Raw genomic sequence first — 21,100 nt, 5'->3', positions numbered from 1 at the left:
GTTACACACATATACAATGGGAATGATAAAAGGGGCGCTGCAAAAACCAATTACCATATTGGTTATAGTAGCCGGGCTGTTCTTCTTCGGTATAAATGCGGTGCGGACTATCAAGATCGATATATTTCCCGATCTTAACCTGCCGGTTATATATGTATCGCACCCATACGGCGGTTTCACCCCAAACCAAATGGAGGCTTACTTTGGTAAGCAATATGTTAACCTGTTGCTTTTCGTGTCGGGCGTAAAAAGTATCGAAACGAAAAATATACAGGGTTTAACGTTAATTAAAGTTACTTTTTACGAGGGCACTAATATGGCCCAGGCCGCGGCGGAGGTCACGAGTTATACCAACCGGGCGCAGGCCAGCTTCCCTCAGGGGTCGCAGCCGCCCTTTATTTTGCGCTTTGATGCCTCAACGCTGCCGGTTGGTCAGCTGGTGTTGAGCAGCGCTACCCGAAGCAATAACGAGTTGCTCGATTATGCTTTGGTTTATGTACGTTCATCATTTACCTCAATTCCGGGTCTTGTTGCTCCGGCGCCTTTTGGCGGTAACCAACGTACCATCCTGATCAAAGCCGACCCTAACCTGTTACGCTCGCACAACTTAACCCCCGACCAGGTTGTGGCTGCCCTGCGTGAGAATAACCAGAACACGCCTGCAGGTAACGTGCGTATAGGTGATTATAACTACCTGTCGCCGGCTAATACTACCATTAAGAAGGTTCAGGATTTTGGCGATATTCCGCTATATAAAAACGGTATTCAAACCGTGTTTATGAAAGATGTGGCCACTATTGAAGATGGAGCCGATATCACCAACGGTTACGCGCTTATCAACGGCAAACGCTCGGTTTATCTGCCTATCACCAAATCGGCTACCGCTTCAACATGGGATGTGGTACAAAACCTTAAAAAAGCGCTTCCCCGCTTCCAGGCTTTGTTACCGGAGGATGTGAAACTGTCGTTTGTGTTTGACCAGTCGGTTTACGTAATCAACGCGGTGAAAAGTTTGGCCGAAGAGGGGGCGATTGGTGCGGTACTGACAGGTTTGATGGTATTGTTGTTTTTGGGTGATAAACGCGGCGCGCTTATCGTGATCCTTACTATCCCTACCTGCGTTATTTCGGCAATTTTCTTCCTGTCGCTGGCGCATCAAACCATCAATATCATGACGCTGAGCGGTCTGTCGCTGGCTATCGGTATTTTGGTGGATGAGTCGACGGTGACCATCGAGAATATTCACCAGCACTTTGATATGGGTAAACCTAAGGCGTTAGCTATATGGGATGCCTGTAAGGAGATCGCCTTCCCTAAATTGCTGATCCTGTTCTGTATCCTGGCGGTGTTTGCACCGGCCTTTACCATGAACGGTATCCCGGGAGCGTTGTTCCTGCCGCTGGCATTGGCTATCGGTTTCTCCATGATCGTATCTTACTTCCTGGCGCAAACCTTTGTACCTATCATGGCCAACTGGATCATGATCAACAAACACGAAGACCACAGCCACAAAGATGGTTTCGCTTTAGAAGATGAAGGTGAGCCATGGGAGCAGAAAGAGAAAGCCATGAAGGCGGTACTTGAGCATAAAGGCCACGAAGCTACCCGGTTTGATAAATTCAGGGATAGCTTTATGCGCCTGATGGACCGCATGCTGCCTAAACGTGCGCTGATTGTATCTGTTTATGCAGTAGCTGCAATTGCCCTGGCAGTACTACTGCTCAATACCATTGGTCGCGACGTGTTACCTAAAGTAAACTCGGGAACCTTCCAGGTGAGGCTGCGTGCCCCGGACGGTACACGTTTAGAGCGTACCGAACTTGTTGCTGTTAAAGCACAACGTATTTTAGGCGATATAGTAGGCAAGAAGAATATTGAAATCACATCGACATTTGTTGGTTCGCACCCGTCATCATTCTCAACCAACCCTATATACCTGTTCATGGCGGGTCCGCAGGAGTCTGTTATGCAGGTGAGTTTGAAAGAGGATTATAAGGTTAATCTCGATGATCTGAAAGAAAAATTCAGGTATCAGATGGCTAAGCAATTGCCGGAAATTAAATTATCGTTTGAGCCGATTGAATTAACGGACAAGATTCTGAGCCAGGGTTCGCCAACACCTATTGAGGTTGCACTTACCGGTAAAAACAAAAAGCAAAACGTTGAGTACGCGTTTAAGATCATTGAAAAACTAAAAAGCATCAAATACCTGCGCGATGTGCAGATAGGACAGTCGTTTAACTATCCTACTATCGATATCAATATCGACAGGCAGCGTGCGGCGCAATTAGGTGTAGGTTTGAATGATATATCACGTTCACTGATAGCGTCAACATCATCATCAAGGTTTACTGAAAAGAATAACTGGATTGATGAGAAATCGAACCTAAGTTATCTTGTGCAGGTACAGGTTCCGGAATATCAGATGGCCAGCCTGAACGATGTGAAAGAGATCCCGGTACTGGCCAACCAGGCCCGCCCTGTACTTGGAGACGTTGCCGATGTTAAAACAGGAACCACTTTTGGTGAAGACGATAACGTAGGTGCCGTGCCGACGCTTTCGGTAACAGCTAACATCAACAAAAAAGACCTGGGCACAGCTACCCGCGATGTACAGAAAGCTCTTGATGAATTGGGCGCCCCTCCACGCGGTTTAACAGTTGAATTGCATGGCCTTAGCCAAACTTTAATAGCTACGCTTGATAGCTTACAGGGCGGTTTGGTTGTGGCGGTATTGGTGATATTCCTGATGCTGGCAGCTAACTTCCAGTCGTTTAAAATATCATTTGTGGTACTGTCAACGGTACCTGCGGTATTGTTTGGTTCGTTGTTACTGGTTAAAATAACAGGGGCTACGCTTAACCTGCAATCATATATGGGTATGATCATGTCGGTGGGTGTATCTATATCAAACGCTGTACTGTTGATCACCAACGCTGAGGAGCTCCGCAAACACAATGGCGACGCCTTGAAAGCAGCACGTGAAGCAGTAGCCTTACGTTTACGCCCGATATTGATGACCAGTTTGGCGATGGTTGTAGGTATGATCCCTATGGCATCGGGCTTAGGCGAAGGTGGTGATCAAACATCACCATTGGGCCGCGCTGTTATCGGTGGTCTTATCGCGTCTACCTTTGCAGCATTGCTGATATTGCCATTGGTTTTTGCCTGGGTACAAGGCAATGCCAGCACACAATCTGTTTCATTAGACCCTGAAGATAAAGAAAGTAAATTTTATGTCCCTTTGCACCATCATGAATAAGCTAAAAAATAAATCAATATTACTGCTTGCTGTTTTAGCTATGGCAGTAAGCTCCCTGAGCGCCTGCCACTCAGATGATAACGAAAAAAAGGAGGAGCAGGAAGAGGAACAACAGCAGGCAGCTGTTGAAACCCCAACTGTACAATTAGTGCCGGTAACTAAGGGCAGGTTAAGCAGTGTTATCACCATTCCGGGTGAGCTGATCCCTTACCAACAAGTTGACCTGTATGCCAAAACCAACAGCTATGTTAAAAAGCTTTTGGTTGATATTGGCTCGGAGGTACATCAGGGCCAGCTTTTAGCTGTGCTTGAAGCACCGGAAATTAACTCGCAATTGGCAGCGGCTCAGTCACGCATCAAGCAATATGAGGCTGTTTATTTTGCCAGTAAAGCTACTTACGACAGGTTGGTAAGCACCAGCAAAACTCCCGGTACTGTTTCACAAAACGATTTGGAGCAGGCTGAAGCTAAAAAGAATGCCGATTTGGCTAACGTTGATGCTGCTAAATCCGGCTTGAAGGAAGTATCGGCTAATTTGGCTTACCTGGAGATCCGTGCCCCGTTTGATGGCGTGATCACCAGTCGTAATGTTAACCTGGGTGCCTATGTTGGCCCGGGAGGTAAAACCACTGATCCGTTGTTTACAGTACAGGATCAAAACAGGATGCGTTTAGTTGTTTCTGTACCGGAAATTTATACCGGCGCGCTAAGCAACAAAAGCGAAGTTAATTTTACGGTAAGGGCATTGCCAAGCGAAAAGTTTACCGCGCAGGTAAAACGTATAGCAGGCGCGCTTGACGAAAAGTTACGTGCCGAACGCCTGGAAATGGACGTTTACAATAAAAGCAAAAAACTGATCCCGCATATGTTTGCCGAAGTTAGCGTACCACTACCGGCAGGCGACAGTACATATGTAGTGCCAAAATCAGCTGTAGCAACTTCAACCGAAAAAGTTTTTGTAATTAAGGTTGTCGATCATAAAGCTGTTTGGGTTGATGTTAAAAAAGGCCTGACTAACGGCGATAGCATCGAGATCTTCGGTGGCGATTTGAAAGCCGATGACAAGCTGGTAAAAGCAGCATCAGATGAGATCAGGAACGGATCGACTTTGAAGTATTAATTAATTTGAAAATTTGTTGATTTGAAGATTTGAAAATTTCTTCTTCAAAATCAACTACCTGAATAGTGCGGAGGGAGGAAAAGAGCCAAAAAACTGAAAAGTTTTTGGGCTCTTTTTGTTTACAGAATCATCATTTCAATTTCTGTAAGATTTTCAAATTGAACATTTGATATTTTATAATCAATTAAAATGTCGACTACCCTTTTTGTAGTGATTAGGTGGGATGTTCCATCCGGGTAGAAAAAATCACTTCCATTCCATTGGTCGAGGCCTATATATAGCCCTTTGCGGTAATGGTTTATGAACCCGCTATCAAAATGCTTTGCTATAATCTCACTCTTGTTTTCATCCACCGGCCCGCATCTTCCTGTAACAGAAAATCCATAATATCCCTTAACCTCCAATCCTTTTTTGTCAAGTAATTCAATTTCAAAGCTTGTCCAGCCGGTAACTTGCTTTTCCTGAAGCAAAGTTTTAAGCTTATTAGAAATCAGATATAAACTTGGCGTGCCTGTATTTAAAATATCTAAAAGTTTATTGCCCCATTGTTGTTGAAACTTTAAAGGAAATTTAATTTCTTCAAAGTCTCCTTTTATTAGGTCATCGTACCGGGTCATCACTGTAACGGCATCAACAGGTTCGGTGTGAAATGTCTTCGATGAAAATTTGGTATCGATAGTATAAAAATCAGAAATATTCATGTTATTTTACTTCGGACTGCAACTTCTTAATAATCCCCGTCCCCACAGCGTCTGTACTTTCAGCTGCATTTGATAACACAACCACTGCCAGCTTTTTATCGGCATTAAAAGCTAAAAAACTGCTGCTGCCGTATGTGCCTCCGTTATGGAAAATGTATTCAACGCCATCAACTAAAATAATATGCCAGCCAAGAGCTATTTTGGCATCCTTCCTGTAAGTTATTTGATGGGTAAGTTCAAAGGCCTTTGATAGCTTATCAGCGCCACTGATCATGTTGGCCTTTGCATATATCAGCAGATCATTTACCGTTGAATGCAGGGCTCCGCAGGCAGCAAGAACGTTAAAATCCCAGGCTACTGTTGCATCACCGTACTGGCTGTATACTTTAGTAAAGTGAGAGAGTTGTAAAGCGCTTAAATGTTGTACCGTATTTTTCATCCCTAACGGACTGCAAATCACTTCCTGCACCATCTGATCAAATGTTTTACCGCTTACCTGCGATAATATTGTCCCTAATAAACCTACTCCTAAATTGGAATATGCATATTGCTCGCCCGGCTTGCTATTGAGTTTGCAGGTTTTCAAATAGCTGTATAACAATCGCTTATTATAACTTTTATAAGGATTAGCCGCACTGGCCGAATCGAACTGAAGGTTTTCAGGGATCCGGGCCAACCCGGATGTATGATTGCTTAAGGTTTGGAGGGTTACGGCGTTTAATGCTGCATTGGTTTTTACCGAATCGGGCAGGTATTTGGTGATTGGGTCGGTTAGTTTTACTTTACCCTCATTGGCGTAATAGGCCAATAGAGTGGCTGTAAATGTTTTGGTGATGGAACCGATCTCGAAAAGTGTATTCGCTGTTGGCAGTTGATTATTGCCGCGTGCCGTTTCGCCATAGTTATATATACTGGTCTGCCCGTCTTTGAATACACCTATACTTAGACCCACGGTGTTTGCTTTTTGAATGTACGGACGGGCAATTTCATCCACCTGTTTATCCATCGTATTGAGCAGTTTGTTGGATGTGGGTACCTGTGTGGTTTTATCCGCAGTAACATCTTTAAAGGGCTGAAACAGGAAGAGTTCTATCTTATTACCTGCGTCGAGGCTCATGAGCAGTTGCAGCGTTACAGACTGAAATACCAGCTTATACGTGCTCACTTTGTTATTAACAAAACTGATAACGGTTGAGCCCTTGATCTCATTTAAAGGAAATAATTGTTGCTCGCTAAGGCTTCGGAACTGCCCTGCACTTACCGCATGCCTGAAGTTTGGGCCGGTTAAGGCGTAAATAGAGTCGGCTTGCTTGGTGTTGAAGAATTTTTTCACCAGCACAAATACCGAGTCGGTTTTATATTGCTGATGGCTTTGGGCGAAGGTGATGCCCGGGGTAAATAAAAGTAAGATAAAACAGAACCTTAATTTCATGAAAAGTAATTTCGTGTTATATTGAAATGTCATTTAGTCTTTAGTCAGAAGTAAAAGGAATTAGACTTACGACTAAAGGCTATTGACTTTAAATATCCTGGTAATCTTTGGCAAAGTAGTTATTGGCCAAAGGATCGGTTAAGCGTATAAAGCGTTTTTCGTTGTATTTCCATTTCATGCGAAATATCATAACGGCAATACCTGCTCCAATTATATAATTGTAACCAATAAAAGCAAACATATCTATTGGTTCGGCAAGAAGGGCGTGGAAGTCGGTTTTTCCGCTCAACGTAAACCAGATCATACTGCTTATAATAGATAAAGCTAAACCGGCAATAAATCCACCATCGATAATGCAATAGTTCCAAATACCACGCTTGCGGGCGTGTTCCCATTTTTTTACAAAGCTGATATTCTCCATATCTTCTTCGGTGAGACCTTTGGCCTTAAGTTTTTCGGCCTGGGTTAGTTTGTACTGATAGCGATAATAGCCCTGTATAAACGAGAATGGGAAAAATAAAAGGAAAATAAGGTTGTCATTGTCGTAAATATACAAGGCGACGATAACAGCAAGATAAACCAACTGAGTTTTATAAGTATGTTTCAGATATGTTTTAAAATCAAATTTCATACCTGAAACATGCTGTTATATGGTTGGTGTTTGACCGGCCAGCAGGTAAAGCACTGCCATACGTACGGCTACACCGTTTTCTACCTGGTCGAGAATGATAGATTGCTTGCTGTCGGCCACATCGCTGGTGATTTCCACGCCGCGGTTGATAGGGCCGGGGTGCATAACGGTGATTTCTTTATCTAATGAATCGAGAATGGTTTTGTTAAGACCGAAAAGCATAGTGTATTCCCTAAGTGAAGGGAAATACTTGATGTCCTGACGTTCCAGCTGAATGCGGAGCATATTGGCTACATCGCACCAATTAAGTGCTTTAATAAGGTTATGTTCAACCTTTACACCCAATGAACCGATATATTTAGGGATCAACGTAGTTGGTCCGCAAACCATTACTTCGGCACCCAATTGTTTAAGACAAAGGATATTGGAAAGCGCCACGCGCGAGTGCAGGATATCGCCCACAATCACCACTTTTTTGCCTGCCACGTCACCATATTTTTCGCGGATAGAAAAGGCGTCAAGCAAAGCCTGGGTAGGGTGTTCATGCGCGCCGTCACCCGCGTTCACGATCTGTGCCTTTACGTGTTTCGACAGGAAGATGCCCGCGCCGGCATAGGGGTGTCGCATTACCACCATATCAACCTTCATAGCCAGGATGTTGTTTACCGTATCAATCAGCGTTTCGCCCTTGCTTACCGATGATGATGATGCCGCAAAGTTGATCACATCGGCCGAAAGTCTTTTTTCGGCCAGCTCAAATGATAAACGGGTACGGGTTGAATTTTCAAAGAAAATATTGGCAATGGTAACATCCCTCAGCGATGGCACTTTCTTGATCGGTCGGTTTAAAACAGATTTAAAAGTGTCGGCAGTTTCAAATATCAGCTCAATATCTGCCCGGTTCAAATCTTTTATACCCAATAAGTGTCGTGTGCTCAGTCCTGCCATGTTATTTTGATTTCGGAATTCGGATTTTCGATTTCGGATTTTTTATTTTTTGATTTTCGAATGCCGAATTTTTATTTTTTTATTTCTGATTTGCTTAATCGTTGTTTTTCTTTTGCTGTTTTGCCTATTGCTGTGAATATAGCAGTAAGTTCATTCGCTTCTTTTTTAAGCAGAGGTAAGGTTATTGAGCTTATCAGTCCAGATTCTTCCATTAATTCTAACCAGTAAACTGATTCATCGGCTTCTTCTTCAACAATCACAATCTTATTTATAAAGTCAGCCGTCGATTTTCCACGGCATGCTGATCTGTAATTTGCTCCAACGGATGTCGAACTTCGTAATAACTGATGTGTTAAAATATCAAGTGAACGCAAACGAGGCGCTGTTTCAACAAACTTAATAACGTCTATTGAAAATTTTTTTGTTCTTTGCTTTAGCTCGTTCTTATCCATTATAAATTATCAAATCAAACATTCTTAATTAAGTAAATCCGAAATCGAACATCCGAATTCCGACATTAAAATAAATCCGAAATCGAACATCCAAATTCCGAAATCATTCTGAAACCAGCACTATCTTATCCTCTCCATCCGTATCTTCCCAACTCACTACTACTTTTTGTGATGCGATAGAATCAACTTCGATGCCCACATAATCGGCAGATACCGGGATATGGCGTGAGTATCGACGGTCAACCAAAGCCAGCAGCTCTATCTTTTCGGGCCTGCCGAATGCCTGCATGGCATCCATGGCAGCACGGATGGTACGTCCTGTCCACAGCACGTCATCCATCATGATCACTTTTTTACCTTCGATAATAAAATCTATTTTGGTTTGATTAGGTACCAGTTGTGATTCGCGGCGACGAAAATCGTCGCGGTAAAAGGTAATATCGAGGTCGCCCTGTAGTATGGTTTTACCCGGAAGGATTTTTCTTAATTCTTCGGCTACGCGTTTGGCTAAATAAATGCCGCGTGGCTGAATACCAATTAATACCGTATTTGAAAAGTCGTTATGATTTTCAATTAACTGGCGACATAAACGTTGTATGGTGATTTGAAACTTTTGTCCGTCGAGCAGTGTTAGATTTTGCATCGTATGGGTGGATTTGGGCAAAAGTAATAATTTGTTTTGAGTTTTGGAGGATGAGTTTTGAAAGTGGAGTTTAGTCGCAACTCTTTTTTAACAGGCGCTCTTCACGGCGTCATTGCGAGGAACGAAGCAATCCCCTACTTACAGAGTCGTTTTTATGGCGGCCCTGTAAAGTTTGCGTGACAGGTGGGAGTCGGGAATGAGGATTATTCAGATAGCTTCTTCAAAGCCGCCATCGCCTTTTCCGCATCTTTTTTAGCTACAAAAATGTGGTCATGATAGTAGGCTGCCACCACATTACAGCTGATGTTTTCTTTAGCCAATGCGGTTGCAAATGCTGCGGTAAGCCCGGTTGCTTCCAGTGATGAATGGATGGTTAAAGTGATCCAGGCGGCAACATAGCTGTATGCGAGATTTAGCTTATCTGCGGTTTCTTTTTTGAGGATGAGGGTTATGGCTTCCTGTTCTTTGACAAAGGCAATGATGTCATCGGTATTGATGCTATTCAAAGATGTTGTTGTGCAATAAACATAATCATCTTCATTGAGCATGGGTGTCATGTTTTTGAGCAGGGTATTGAGGTTGGTTTCTCCGGTGGGCATATTCAAATATATAAAAACAAAATCGCGCTTGTTTAAAACGAGTGCGTAACCTGGGTTTGCGTTTGTAACGTAAAGGCGATGCAATCGCCAAGCCATATTAAGCGCTCGTTACAAACGAGCGCAAGTGAAAATTTCTAAAAAATGCCCCAACAAAAAAGCCTCCCGATTTATCGGGAGGCTTGTATAAAGTGTTAAGCTAAAATTATGCTTCTTCTTCAGAGCTGTTAGCAGCAGGTGCAGCCTTGCGGGCTTTGTTTTCAGCACCTTCCATTTGCTCTTTTAATTGAGCTAATACGCTAAGATCGCCTAAAGTTGATTTTTCAACAGAATCTTTCACTTTTTTCACCGCGTTAGTAGCAGCTTTTGCTTCTTTTTTGCGGTTTTCAAATTCCTGTACGCGGGCATCAGCGCGGGCTTCTTCCCAGATACGTGAGTGTGAAATAACGATACGTTTGTTTTCTTTGTTAAATTCAATGATTTTGAATTCAGCAGCTTCTTCAGCTTTTAAGCTCTTACCGTCTTCTTTAACCAGGTGTTTGGTTGGCGCAAAGCCTTCAACACCGTAAGGTAAAGCAACGATAGCACCTTTGTCAGTTACTTTGATAACAGTACCTTCGTGGATCGAGTCGATAGTGAAGATAGTTTCAAAAGTATCCCAAGGGTTTTCTTCAAGCTGTTTATGGCCTAAGCTCAGTTTGCGGTTTTCAACATCAAGTTCAAGTACAACCACGTTTAATTTTTCACCAACTTTAGTGAATTCGTTAGGATGGTTAACTTTTTTAGACCAAGAAAGGTCAGAGATGTGGATTAAGCCGTCGATGCCGTCTTCCAGTTCAACAAACACACCAAAGTTGGTCATGTTTTTAACTGTAGCTACGTGCTGAGTACCAACTGCGTACCTTTCAGCAGCGTTTTGCCATGGATCAGGAGTTAATTGTTTAACACCTAATGACATTTTGCGCTCTTCGCGGTCTAAAGTCAATACTTGAGCTTCGATCTCGTCGCCAACTTTCAGGAATTCCTGAGGGTTGCGCAGGTTTTGTGACCATGACATTTCTGATACGTGGATCAAACCTTCAACACCAGGGATGATTTCAAGGAATGCGCCGTAATCAGCAACGGTAACGATTTTACCTTTAACTTTTGAACCAACCTGAATGTCTTCAGAAAGGCTTTGCCAAGGGTGAGGGGTTAATTGTTTCAAGCCAAGAGCGATACGTTTTTTCTCGTCATCAAAGTCAAGCACAACAACGTTGATTTTTTGATCCAATGATAAAATTTCGCGTGGGTGCTCAATACGGCCCCATGAAATATCTGTAATGTGCAGTAAGCCGTCAACACCACCAAGGTCAATGAATACACCAAAGTCGGTAATGTTTTTAACGGTACCTTCCAATACCTGACCTTTTTCAAGGCGGGCAACAATTTCAGTTTTTTGGTTTTCCAGATCGTCTTCGATAAGCACTTTGTGCGATACCACAACGTTCTTGAATTCGTGGTTGATTTTAACAACTTTGAATTCCATAGTTTTACCTACATACACATCGTAATCCCTGATAGGTTTGATATCGATCTGTGAGCCAGGTAAGAAGGCTTCAACGCCCATAATGTCAACAATTAAACCACCTTTAGTACGGCTTTTCACAAAACCGGTGATGATTTCATCGTTATCAAGGGCTGAATTAATGCGCTCCCATGATTTTTGAGTTTTTGCACGTTTGCGTGAAAGCACTAACTGACCGTTAGCATCTTCCTGCGACTCAACAAAAACGTCAACTTTGTCACCGATCTTCAGATCTGGTGTGTCACGGAATTCTGATACTGATACTAAACCGTCTGATTTGAAACCTACGTTAAGTACAACATCTTTGTTGTTAACGTTAACAACAGTACCGGTGATGATTTCGCCTTTGGTGATAGAGCTGAAAGTTCCATCATACAATTTCTCAAATTTCTCACGGTCGTCATCGCTGTAGTTACCAAATTTTTTGTCGTCAGCATCCCAGTCAAAATCTTCGGCTGGTGTAGCGGCGATCTTTGATTTGATCTCTTCAATAGATATTGAATCAGCTTCTGATTCAATTGTTTCTTTTTCGCCAGACGCTTTAACTGTACCCAGTTCAGCTTCTTTCGCTTTTAATTCTTTTTCTGCTTCTTGTTTTTTTGCCATTAAATAATTTTTCTCCTTTTCCCAATTTGTTAATTGGGACTGCAAAGGTACGGATATATTTTATTGAAAAAAGAAATTTTTTAATGTTAATTGCTTATATTTTAGGTGTTTTTATGAGTTTTTTGGCAGATTAAGCGGGTAGGAGTTAAAGTTGAGGGGGATTTTACGCTGAATAAACCATTTGATAACATGCTTTATCTTGTTATCTGTGCTATAAATTAATGAGTTATGACTAAATATTTGCAAAGATCATGGTCTGATCATGAAGATGATATAGACATGGAAAATGTACGAAAAGCCATTGCTGAGACACAAGCGATGGACGACGAACATGGCGCTTTTTGGGTTGGAACAGAAGAGAAGAATATATTTTGGAGACAGATAAATCACTAAATATGATATGTGTAGCAGATAATCAGGAAATAAGATATCAGGCTAAAAGCTGGAATGAAGTTGAGGCTATTTACGAATTGCTTTTAATAGAAGACTTTGATGGTCTCATTAAAGCTATTAGTTGAGTGCTCATTTTTACCCGAGCTTGCCATCTATCTCTTCAAAAATCTGCATAAAATTATTCAGTATTTCTTCGCGGTAGCTGCTTAAGATCTCATCCATGATTACCTCTTGCTCAGGTGTGAATGGATTTTTCCAAACTCGCATGCAGATTCGTTTTAGCGCATAGGCAATCTGATGGGTTTCGGCATAGGTATGCAGGTACTGGCTTTTTTTAAACCCTTCGTAAAATTTAAAGAAAACGGCAGTATCCTCAAGCCCGGCAAAAGTTAAAAAGCTTCTTATTTTATCGTCCTTGCAGCCATCTAAATGATCGTAAAATTCAGTAACGCTTATTTTACCTGTGGTTAACAGCAGGTTGTCAATAATTAGTTCAAGTGCAATATGCCCTAAAAAAAATGGTTTTACGGGCGAGCCATGCAAGGCTGGCGCCAATAACTTTTTTAGCTCATGCGAACGGGTGGTGAAAAAGACGGATGAGTGAAAATACCGGTCTACATCAAGGTGTTTGTTCCATCCGGCTATGATTGAATTAACCTCGTTATCAGTGTGGTGCAATTTTTCGGGATGAAGGATGATGTTTTTATCGGCATTTTTCAACAGGTCGGGCAGTACTGTTCCCAGCACGTGGTAGCAGTTGGTAGTATCCCTGTCGAAATAAAAATGCGATAAAAAATTCATAAGCCTTGCCTTGCAAAATACCCGGTTTTGCTCAAGATACAAAATATAAGTAATTATTTGAAACAGATTTTACCTGTAGTTAACCTGTATAAACACGAATACTCTTCAAGTTGACATTAATTAAATCGAATTGCACGAATTTGAAATGGATGTCTTTGTAGTTCGTGTAATTCGATTTAATTAATGAAAATTAGTGTGTCAATTTCATTTATATTTGCACCTTTTTGAAACAGAACTTGATATGAACTTTGTTGAAGAATTACGCTGGCGCGGCATGCTGCATACCGAAATGCCCGGAACCGAGGATATGTTAAATAAAGGTATGGCTTCGGGATATATCGGGTTTGATCCAACTGCCGATTCATTGCACGTTGGTCACCTTACCCAGATCATGACCCTGATCCACTTTCAGCGTGCAGGTCATAAACCTTATGCCTTGGTTGGCGGTGCTACCGGCATGGTGGGAGATCCTTCAGGTAAATCGGCCGAGCGTAATTTATTATCAGAGGATGTGCTTCAGCATAACCTGGAGGCAGTAAAAAAACAGCTTACCCGTTTCCTCGATTTTAATACCGGCGCCAACAGTGCCGAAATGGTGAACAATTATGATTGGTTCAAAAACTTTACTTTTCTTGATTTTATCCGCGATGTGGGCAAACACATTACGGTTAACTATATGATGGCCAAAGATTCGGTAAAGAAACGCTTGGAGGGCGACACCGGTATGTCATTCACCGAGTTTACTTACCAGTTAGTACAAGGTTACGATTTTTACTACCTGTGGAAACACCATAACTGTTCGTTACAAATGGGCGGTAGCGATCAATGGGGTAACATTGTTACAGGTACTGAACTTATTCGCAGGAAAGACAGCGGTGAGGCTTTTGCCCTAACCACTAATCTGATCAAAAAAGCCGATGGCACCAAGTTTGGTAAAACCGAAAGCGGAGCTGTTTGGCTTGATGCTGAGCGTACTTCGCCATATCAGTTTTACCAGTTTTGGTTAAATACTACCGATGTTGACGCCAAATCATACATCCGTATTTTTACTTTGCTTGATCGTGAGGTTATTGAAGCAATGGAGGTTGAGCATGATGCCGCACCACACACACGTGTATTGCAAAAAGCATTGGCTAAGGATATCACTATTCGTGTGCATGGCGAAGCTGAATACGAAAAGGCAATAAAATCTTCGGAGTTTTTATTTGGTAATATAGGTATCGAATTTTTAAGCGAGCTGAATGAAATTGAGGTTTTGGGTTTGTTTGCCGGCGTACCTAATTATACAATAGCGTTAAGCGAATTGCAACAAGGCATTAACGCTGCCGATTTGTTAGCTGCAAAAACAGCGGTTTTCGCATCAAAAGGTGAAGCTAAAAAGATGATACAAGGCGGTGGTGTTGCTATTAATAAAGTTAAGATAGGTACTGCTGATGATATTTATAATGCTGATGCGTTGATCGGTGGTAAATTCATCGTAGCTCAAAAGGGTAAAAAGAATTATTTTCTAATAATTGCAGAATAACTCTTACCAGACTTACGAAGTTTCCAAAACTTCGTAAGTCTTAAAATCACAGGTCAATGACTTAATGAACAATGACCCAATGATAAAAAGCGATAGGCTAAAACCTATCGCTTTTTTGTTGGGTTATATTTGAAATGCGACAAATGGTAATTATATTTGTATATATGTCGCATAAATCAAAACCGGATACTAAAAATGAGGTTAATGAACCAATGGCAGCTTATGTTGTTCAGGACGCGATACCTTCGTTTTATAGTTTATTAAATGGTTCAAAATCAGCAAAAGCGTCTTCTGATTTTGATATCATTGGTTTGGCGCGTAAAGGATTTGCTAAAAGTGCCTTGCTTTCCTTCGCTAAAAAGATCTCATTAAATATCCAGGAGCTTGCCAATATATTACATATCTCTGAGCGCACTTTACAACGCTACGAGGATGACGCCATCATCAAAACCGAATACGCTGAAAAGGCTATTGAGCTTGCGCGGCTTTATACCCGTGGCGAAGAGGTTTTTGAATCGATGGAAAAATTCAAGATCTGGGTGAAAACTCCCTCTGTAGTTTTCAGGGGAGAGGCCCCTGTAACCATTCTGGATACTTCGGCAGGCTTTGATATGGTTTTCAAAGAGCTTGGCCGTATAGAGCATGGCATTTTTGCCTGATGGTGCTTTACCGTATTACCAAATGTAATTATGCTGCCGACCTGAGCGGCACCGGCGCACGTTTGTATGGCGGCCGCTGGAACAGCGAAGGCAAACCCATGTTATACCTTGCTTCATCACGCTCCTTAGCTGTGCTTGAGGTGCTGGTTCACTTAGATCCGCTAATAATTCCGGGTAATTATTGTCTCGCGGAGGTTGAGGTACCGGATGATAAAATAACCACAGTAAATATTGAACATTTACCTAACGATTGGCGGGATATATCCGGTTCTGTAGTTTTGCGTCAGCTTGGCGATGTTTTTTTGAAGAAACAGGAGCATTTATTGATGAAAGTTCCGTCGTCAATTGTTCCGTCCGAATTTAATTATCTGCTTAATCCTTTACATCCTGATGCCTTTGATGTGAAACTTTTAAAAAGAGAGCCTTTTAGTTTTGACAGGCGACTTCTTTAAGTTAGTCATTAGGGCATTTGATAAATCGTCATTAGGTCATTTTTTGCGAAGCTTTTGACCGTTGATTTAATGACAAAAAAGCTATGGATGTTGATCCGTTCCCAACCCAACTGGCGCGAGTATACAATGTTGGGAAAAGCGTGGCGTACTCGTGACTTTTAATCAAGATATAAGCTAGGCGGTAATAAAAAAATGTCTGAACCTGGATTTATTCGATTCATAGGATTATCGGATTTTAACAAACAAGACAAGAAAACCCAGGTATAAAAAAGCTGTCTATCCGAAAAATTACCCCAAATCAGGTTAAAAACAAAAAAACGCCCTCCGGTTATCCGAAGGGCGTTTTTATATCTAAAATCAGCAATTATAATTTGCCAATTTCCTGAACAAGGTCGATCAGTTTGTTTGAGTAACCCCACTCGTTATCGTACCAAGATACAACCTTAACAAAGTTATCATTCAGACCGATACCGGCTTTAGCGTCAAAAATTGAAGTGCGTGCGTCACCTTTAAAGTCTTCAGATACAACTTCGTCTTCAGTGTAACCAAGGATGCCTTTTAATTCGCCTTCAGAAGCTGCTTTCATAGCTGCTTTGATGGCTTCGTAAGATGCACCTTTTTTCAAACGTACAGTTAAGTCAACTACAGATACGTCGGCAACCGGTACGCGGAAGCTCATGCCTGTTAATTTACCTTTTAACTGAGGTAAAACTAAACCAACCGCTTTAGCAGCACCTGTTGATGAAGGAATGATGTTTTGGTAAGCACCACGACCACCTCTCCAATCTTTTGCAGATGGGCCGTCAACTGTTTTTTGAGTTGCAGTAACAGCGTGTACAGTAGTCATCAAACCTTCTTCGATACCGAAGCTATCGTCCAATACTTTAGCGATAGGAGCTAAACAGTTGGTAGTACATGAAGCGTTTGAAACGATGTTTTGATCGGCTTTTAATGCTTTGTGGTTAACACCCATTACAAATGTAGGGGTATCATCTTTTGCAGGGGCGCTCATTACTACTTTTTTAGCACCGGCGTCGATGTGTTTTTGAGCAGTTTCCTGAGTTAAGAACAAACCGGTTGATTCAATTACAACCTCAGCACCTACTTCATTCCATTTAAGGTTAGCAGGGTCTTTTTCGGCAGTAACGCGGATGGTTTTACCGTTAACAACCAAATGACCGCCTTCAACAGCAATGGTACCTTTGAACTGACCATGGGTTGAATCGTATTTTAACATGTAAGCCATGTAATCTGGCTCAACAAGGTCATTAATACCAACAACTTCAATGTCTGGTCTTTCAATTGCAGCCCTGAATGCCAGGCGGCCAATACGGCCGAAACCGTTAATTCCTATTTTCATGATTTTTTAATTTTTACTTGAATAGTAGGTTAATAAATTATTTATGGGTTCTTTAATTATGTTAGTGATTTGCAGATCAGCTTCGGCGGCAGCTTCATACAAGTGTTCCTGAAAATTAAAAGCAACGGAGCCTGCAAAGTGAACAGACGTACCCGGGTGTTGCTGATATAAAGGTAACAAATATGTAGAAATTAGCTTGCTAAATCCTTTTTTTATGACGTTTTGCAGATGATGATCGTTCTTGTTATCGAGGTAAAAATCGGTAAAAGAGCTTAAAAATAAAGCAGGTTGCTTTTGGCGATAAACCTTTTCGAGCAGGTTTTTACGGTCGGCATCATACTTGTGAATAAACTTTTTGCGGATGGATGGGGGCAGGGTATCGTTCATGAACTCCTTGATGAGCTGCCTGCCCAGCCAGTTGCCCGATCCTTCATCGGCAAGGATATAACCTAAGCCGTAGTTATTGGGCCAAACGCGTTTACCATCATACCAGGCGGCGTTGCTGCCGCTGCCGCAAATGCTTATAATGCCCGGCTCGTTTTTACAACAGGCAATGGCAGCCCCGGCAATATCATGTTCAATGGATATTTTGCCGAATTTGAAAAATGTTGAAAAAGCGTTGTGTACTATCTTCTTCCGTTCGTCTGACGATGCGCCCGCGCCGAAAAAGAAAATACGTTTTATTTCTTCGGCGTGGTGTATGAGATTGATGTTTTTATTGAGCAGTTGAAGGATGTGCTTCTCGTCGTTAAAATAGGGGTTAATGCCATTGGTTTTAAAGGAAGCAACAGTTCTTCCCTTATCAGTGAGCCTCCAATGTGCAAAGTACGATCCGCTATAAACAACTGCAATCATTAATAATCTATATCGATAATATATCCATCATTTGTAAAAGATCTTCCTCAAGCTTAAACTCATGCTGGTTAAGTGCTGCTTCAAGGTCTGTCATCAGGATATGATTTGCCTGCAAACCTACCATTTTTTGTGATTCGCCGGCAATCAAAGCGTTAACTGCTGCAAAACCAAGCCTGCTGCCCAAAATGCGGTCAAAGCTTGATGGTGCACCGCCCCGTTGCAAGTGGCCTAAGATAGTAACTTTTATATCGTAATTCTTAACTTCTTGTTGCACAGCTTTTGCCACGCCATAAACACCGCCGTTTTTATCGCCTTCGGCAACAATTACAATGCTCGATGATTTCTTGTTCATGTGGCCTTCTTTAAGGTTGGCAATCAAATCATCAATGGCAGTAGCACGCTCGGGCAATAAAATAGCCTCGGCACCGCATGAAATGCCGGCACGTAAAGCGATAGCGCCCGAATCGCGGCCCATTACCTCAATAAAGAAAAGGCGGTCGTGCGCATCGGCAGTATCGCGGATTTTGTCGATAGCCTGGATAACGGTATTGGTAGCGGTATCAAAACCAAGGGTATAGGTTGAGCCGCAAAGGTCATTATCAATAGTACCCGGAACGCCCATCACAGCAATGTCGGGATATTTGCGCGAAAAGCGCAGGGCACCGGTAAAAGTACCGTCGCCGCCAATAACAACAAGGGCATCAATGCCACGGGCTTTAGCGTGTTGGTAAGCCTGCTCCATGCCTTCGTCGGTTTTAAAAGGCAGGCAGCGTGCGGTTTTTAAAATGGTGCCGCCAAGGTTAAGGATATTACTTACCGAGCGTCTGTCCATCTCGTACATGTCGTTGTCAATAAGGCCTTTATAACCTTGCCTTATACCTACAACTTCCAGTCCGTTATATAGTGCAGTTCTAACTACGGCACGTATACAAGGGTTCATTCCGGGGGCATCACCACCTGAAGTTAAAACCCCAATTTTTGATATTTTACGCATCTTTCACTCCTTAAGTTTACGGTACGAAGATACTGTGTGTAAATTACACCATTAAATTTTATTTATTTTTTTTTTGGATTAGAGATTAAGGTATATATTTAAACTTATTAACTAAATCTCACCAATAGTTTGGAACTAATGTTACCCAAGTTTGATTCCGTATTCTCGATTGACTGCGTGATATTCGGCTTTGAAGCCGGAGAGCTTAAAATTTTGCTTATAGAAAGGAACGAGGAGCCGTATAAGGATTGGTTGGCGCTGCCCGGCTATATTGTTGAGCAGGACGAAAGCATTGATGATGCAGCCGAGCGTATATTATACGAACTAACAGGCTTGCGCGATTTGCACATGCAACAGTTCCACACCTTTGGCGAGGTAAATCGTCACCCGCAAGGCCGTGTAATTACGGTTGCCTATTATGCGCTGATCCGTATAAACGGCCAAAAAGAGTTACGCCCGGTAACGCAATATGCCAAAAAAGCGTTCTGGCACCCGGTAAGCGAGCTGCCTAAACTGGCTTTTGACCACAGCGAGATTTTCAAAACTGGCTTTAATAAAATAAAACGCCGTTTGCACTACCAGCCAATAGCGTTTGAATTATTACCTGAGAAATTTACCCTTACACAACTACAGTCGCTTTACGAGGCTGTGTTAGATAAAAAGCTGGATAAACGTAACTTCCGCAAAAAAATGCTGAGTTACGGCTTTTTGAAAGAGCTGGATGAAAAACAGAAAGGTGTATCCTACCGTGCTGCCAAGCTGTATAAGTTTGATAAACGTAAGTACGGCAAGATTTTTCAGGGAGAGATGAATTTGGTGTAAGTCTTAAGTCCGGAAGTCGGAGGTCTGAAAGTCAGAAGATAAGTCGGGACGTTTACAATAGAATAAAAAAAAGAGGTCGAAATTTCAACCTCTTTTTTTATTCTATCTTTCGGATTTTCCGACTTTGGACTTGCGACTCTCTTCTATTATAAAGAAGAAGGTGCTAATTCCAAATGGTATTTAACCAGGTTATCTATAGGCGAGCGGATGATGTTGCCAACAACCATGCCGTTTTCGGTAACTACCTCTTCCAGTACGTTGCGGAAGTTATAGCCTACCGAACCAATGCAGTTGAAGGTATATTTTTGATAATCAGGGTAGTGGGTTACCAGGTTACGGAAGAAATCTTCGAACGAGGTACGTACCAGGTTGCGTGAATATTCGATGTGTACGTTGTTATCGTAAACAAATTTGCTGAAGCTTGCGCAAAAACGGTTTGCACGTGGCTGGGTATAAACCTGCTCGTTAATATCATCAGGAGTAAGTTTGTAAGTTTCCCAGAAAAGGGCACGTACAGGCTCCGGCATGTAGCCGCGCAGGTAATCAGTTAGCAGCTTTTTGCCGATGTAGCAACCACTGCCTTCATCCCCCAAAATGTAAGCGCCCGAATCAATATTGTGTACAACTTCTTTACCATCATAAATGCAGGTATTGGTTCCGGTACCTAATATAGCGGCAAACCCTTCGGTGTTGCCAAGCAGGGCACGTGCAGCAGCAAGCAGGTCATGACCAATATTAACCTTTGCGCCAACGAAAACCACTTTCATAGCTTCCTCAACAATCTTACGCATTTCGGGGGTTGAGCAACCGGCACCGTAATAATTTACCTCGGTGATCTGATTTTTTTCAAGATCGGTAGGCAGGCTCTCGTTCAGTGACTGTATAATATACTCTGTACTTGAAAAGTATGGGTTGTAACCCTCGGTATTGAAGTAAACTTTTTTTCCCTCTTCGGTAACCAGGCACCAGTTTGTTTTGGTTGAGCCACCGTCAGCAATTATGATCATAAATTTTTGTTTTTTTAAAAATCGGATAAAAGTAGGATTAACTTATTGTAAAAAAAACACTTTGTATTTCAAAAATTGAAAATTGCGATTTTTACTTAAATTATAGCTACTTTTTAATATAAATTAAACTTTAAATAGCACTTTCATACCATTGTTATCAATAATTAATCAGGTCAACTATACCTTTTTTTAAATGTAAAGTTTACAGATAAGCAGTTTCCCGTTACATTTAAAAACAGAGTAATTTACAATTGTACGTAATGTTACCATATTT

20 protein-coding genes are annotated in these 21,100 nt (G+C 41.9%); 7 read left to right on the top strand and 13 right to left on the bottom strand.

Annotation, left to right across the window (positions count from 1 at the left end):
- The first annotated feature begins 16 nt into the window (after positions 1–16).
- Both AC59JO_RS04055 and AC59JO_RS04050 read left to right on the top strand, forming a co-directional pair.
- The gene (locus tag AC59JO_RS04055) at positions 17–3,262 is read left to right on the top strand and encodes an efflux RND transporter permease subunit (protein ID WP_413669315.1); all 3,246 of its coding nucleotides are present in this window, start codon (positions 17–19) and stop codon (positions 3,260–3,262) included.
- Entirely contained in the window at positions 3,255–4,382 is a 1,128-nt protein-coding gene (locus AC59JO_RS04050) for an efflux RND transporter periplasmic adaptor subunit (protein ID WP_413669314.1), read from the top strand. The genes AC59JO_RS04055 and AC59JO_RS04050 overlap by 8 nt, the downstream gene beginning before the upstream one ends.
- A gap of 119 nt (positions 4,383–4,501) precedes the next feature.
- Here AC59JO_RS04050 and AC59JO_RS04045 read toward each other — a convergent pair whose 3' ends face one another.
- From AC59JO_RS04045 to rpsA, 8 genes are all read right to left on the bottom strand, one after another.
- Positions 4,502–5,083 (bottom strand): imm11 family protein, encoded by a 582-nt coding sequence (locus AC59JO_RS04045; protein WP_497303561.1) that lies wholly within the window; start codon positions 5,081–5,083, stop codon positions 4,502–4,504.
- A gap of 1 nt (position 5,084) precedes the next feature.
- Entirely contained in the window at positions 5,085–6,515 is a 1,431-nt protein-coding gene (locus AC59JO_RS04040) for a serine hydrolase domain-containing protein (protein WP_497303559.1), read from the bottom strand.
- An 88-nt stretch (positions 6,516–6,603) separates the two neighbouring features.
- Entirely contained in the window at positions 6,604–7,146 is a 543-nt protein-coding gene (locus AC59JO_RS04035; RefSeq protein WP_413669311.1) for a hypothetical protein, read from the bottom strand.
- A gap of 15 nt (positions 7,147–7,161) precedes the next feature.
- Positions 7,162–8,094 carry an aspartate carbamoyltransferase catalytic subunit gene (locus tag AC59JO_RS04030; protein ID WP_091163068.1) on the bottom strand — a complete coding sequence of 311 codons (933 nt, stop codon included), beginning with the start codon at positions 8,092–8,094 and terminating at the stop codon, positions 7,162–7,164.
- 71 nt (positions 8,095–8,165) lie between these two features.
- Positions 8,166–8,546, bottom strand: a complete 381-nt coding sequence (locus AC59JO_RS04025; RefSeq protein WP_413669310.1) for a four helix bundle protein — start codon at positions 8,544–8,546, stop codon at positions 8,166–8,168.
- 103 nt (positions 8,547–8,649) lie between these two features.
- Entirely contained in the window at positions 8,650–9,189 is a 540-nt protein-coding gene (pyrR, locus tag AC59JO_RS04020; protein WP_497303556.1) for a bifunctional pyr operon transcriptional regulator/uracil phosphoribosyltransferase PyrR, read from the bottom strand.
- A 203-nt stretch (positions 9,190–9,392) separates the two neighbouring features.
- Positions 9,393–9,788, bottom strand: coding sequence for an ACT domain-containing protein (locus AC59JO_RS04015; RefSeq protein ID WP_497303554.1), 396 nt, complete (start codon positions 9,786–9,788; stop codon positions 9,393–9,395).
- Positions 9,789–9,990: 202 nt separating this feature from the next.
- A complete protein-coding gene (gene rpsA / locus AC59JO_RS04010; RefSeq protein ID WP_413669307.1) occupies positions 9,991–11,958 on the bottom strand; it encodes a 30S ribosomal protein S1 in 1,968 nt (655 codons plus the stop codon).
- A 228-nt stretch (positions 11,959–12,186) separates the two neighbouring features.
- Between rpsA and AC59JO_RS04005 the strand changes: the two genes are divergently transcribed.
- On the top strand, positions 12,187–12,351 hold the full coding sequence (locus AC59JO_RS04005; protein WP_413669306.1) for a hypothetical protein: 165 nt from the start codon (positions 12,187–12,189) through the stop codon (positions 12,349–12,351).
- A gap of 135 nt (positions 12,352–12,486) precedes the next feature.
- Here AC59JO_RS04005 and AC59JO_RS04000 read toward each other — a convergent pair whose 3' ends face one another.
- Positions 12,487–13,152: a hypothetical protein gene (locus AC59JO_RS04000; RefSeq protein WP_413669305.1), complete on the bottom strand. Its 666-nt coding sequence runs from the start codon at positions 13,150–13,152 to the stop codon at positions 12,487–12,489.
- 241 nt (positions 13,153–13,393) lie between these two features.
- Here AC59JO_RS04000 and tyrS point away from each other — a divergent pair, with 241 nt between their 5' ends.
- The 3 genes from tyrS to AC59JO_RS03985 all read left to right on the top strand — a co-directional run bounded on the left by tyrS (position 13,394) and on the right by AC59JO_RS03985 (position 15,788).
- Positions 13,394–14,677: a tyrosine--tRNA ligase gene (tyrS, locus tag AC59JO_RS03995; RefSeq protein ID WP_413669304.1), complete on the top strand. Its 1,284-nt coding sequence runs from the start codon at positions 13,394–13,396 to the stop codon at positions 14,675–14,677.
- 164 nt (positions 14,678–14,841) lie between these two features.
- Positions 14,842–15,336, top strand: a complete 495-nt coding sequence (locus AC59JO_RS03990) for an Xre family toxin-antitoxin system antitoxin (protein WP_413669303.1) — start codon at positions 14,842–14,844, stop codon at positions 15,334–15,336.
- A complete protein-coding gene (locus AC59JO_RS03985) occupies positions 15,336–15,788 on the top strand; it encodes an RES family NAD+ phosphorylase (protein WP_413669302.1) in 453 nt (150 codons plus the stop codon). The genes AC59JO_RS03990 and AC59JO_RS03985 overlap by 1 nt, the downstream gene beginning before the upstream one ends.
- A gap of 364 nt (positions 15,789–16,152) precedes the next feature.
- Here the strand turns inward: AC59JO_RS03985 and gap are convergent, their stop codons facing one another.
- The 3 genes from gap to pfkA are packed head-to-tail and all read right to left on the bottom strand — an operon-like array spanning position 16,153 to position 18,997.
- Positions 16,153–17,148, bottom strand: coding sequence for a type I glyceraldehyde-3-phosphate dehydrogenase (gene gap / locus AC59JO_RS03980; protein ID WP_413669301.1), 996 nt, complete (start codon positions 17,146–17,148; stop codon positions 16,153–16,155).
- A gap of 6 nt (positions 17,149–17,154) precedes the next feature.
- Positions 17,155–18,003, bottom strand: a complete 849-nt coding sequence (locus AC59JO_RS03975) for a hypothetical protein (protein ID WP_413669300.1) — start codon at positions 18,001–18,003, stop codon at positions 17,155–17,157.
- Between the two features lie 7 nt (positions 18,004–18,010).
- Complete coding sequence (pfkA, locus tag AC59JO_RS03970) at positions 18,011–18,997, bottom strand: 6-phosphofructokinase (RefSeq protein ID WP_413669299.1); 987 nt, start codon at positions 18,995–18,997, stop codon at positions 18,011–18,013.
- Positions 18,998–19,126: 129 nt separating this feature from the next.
- Here pfkA and AC59JO_RS03965 point away from each other — a divergent pair, with 129 nt between their 5' ends.
- Positions 19,127–19,819: an NUDIX hydrolase gene (locus AC59JO_RS03965; protein ID WP_371328320.1), complete on the top strand. Its 693-nt coding sequence runs from the start codon at positions 19,127–19,129 to the stop codon at positions 19,817–19,819.
- A 146-nt stretch (positions 19,820–19,965) separates the two neighbouring features.
- Here AC59JO_RS03965 and AC59JO_RS03960 read toward each other — a convergent pair whose 3' ends face one another.
- On the bottom strand, positions 19,966–20,826 hold the full coding sequence (locus AC59JO_RS03960) for an N-acetylglucosamine kinase (protein ID WP_112567531.1): 861 nt from the start codon (positions 20,824–20,826) through the stop codon (positions 19,966–19,968).
- Between the last annotated feature and the right edge of the window lie 274 nt (positions 20,827–21,100).

This window comes from Mucilaginibacter sp. A5337, assembly GCF_059690695.1.
The sequence above is the reverse complement of the archived record's forward strand: the minus strand, read 5'-3'. Positions and strand labels throughout refer to the sequence as shown.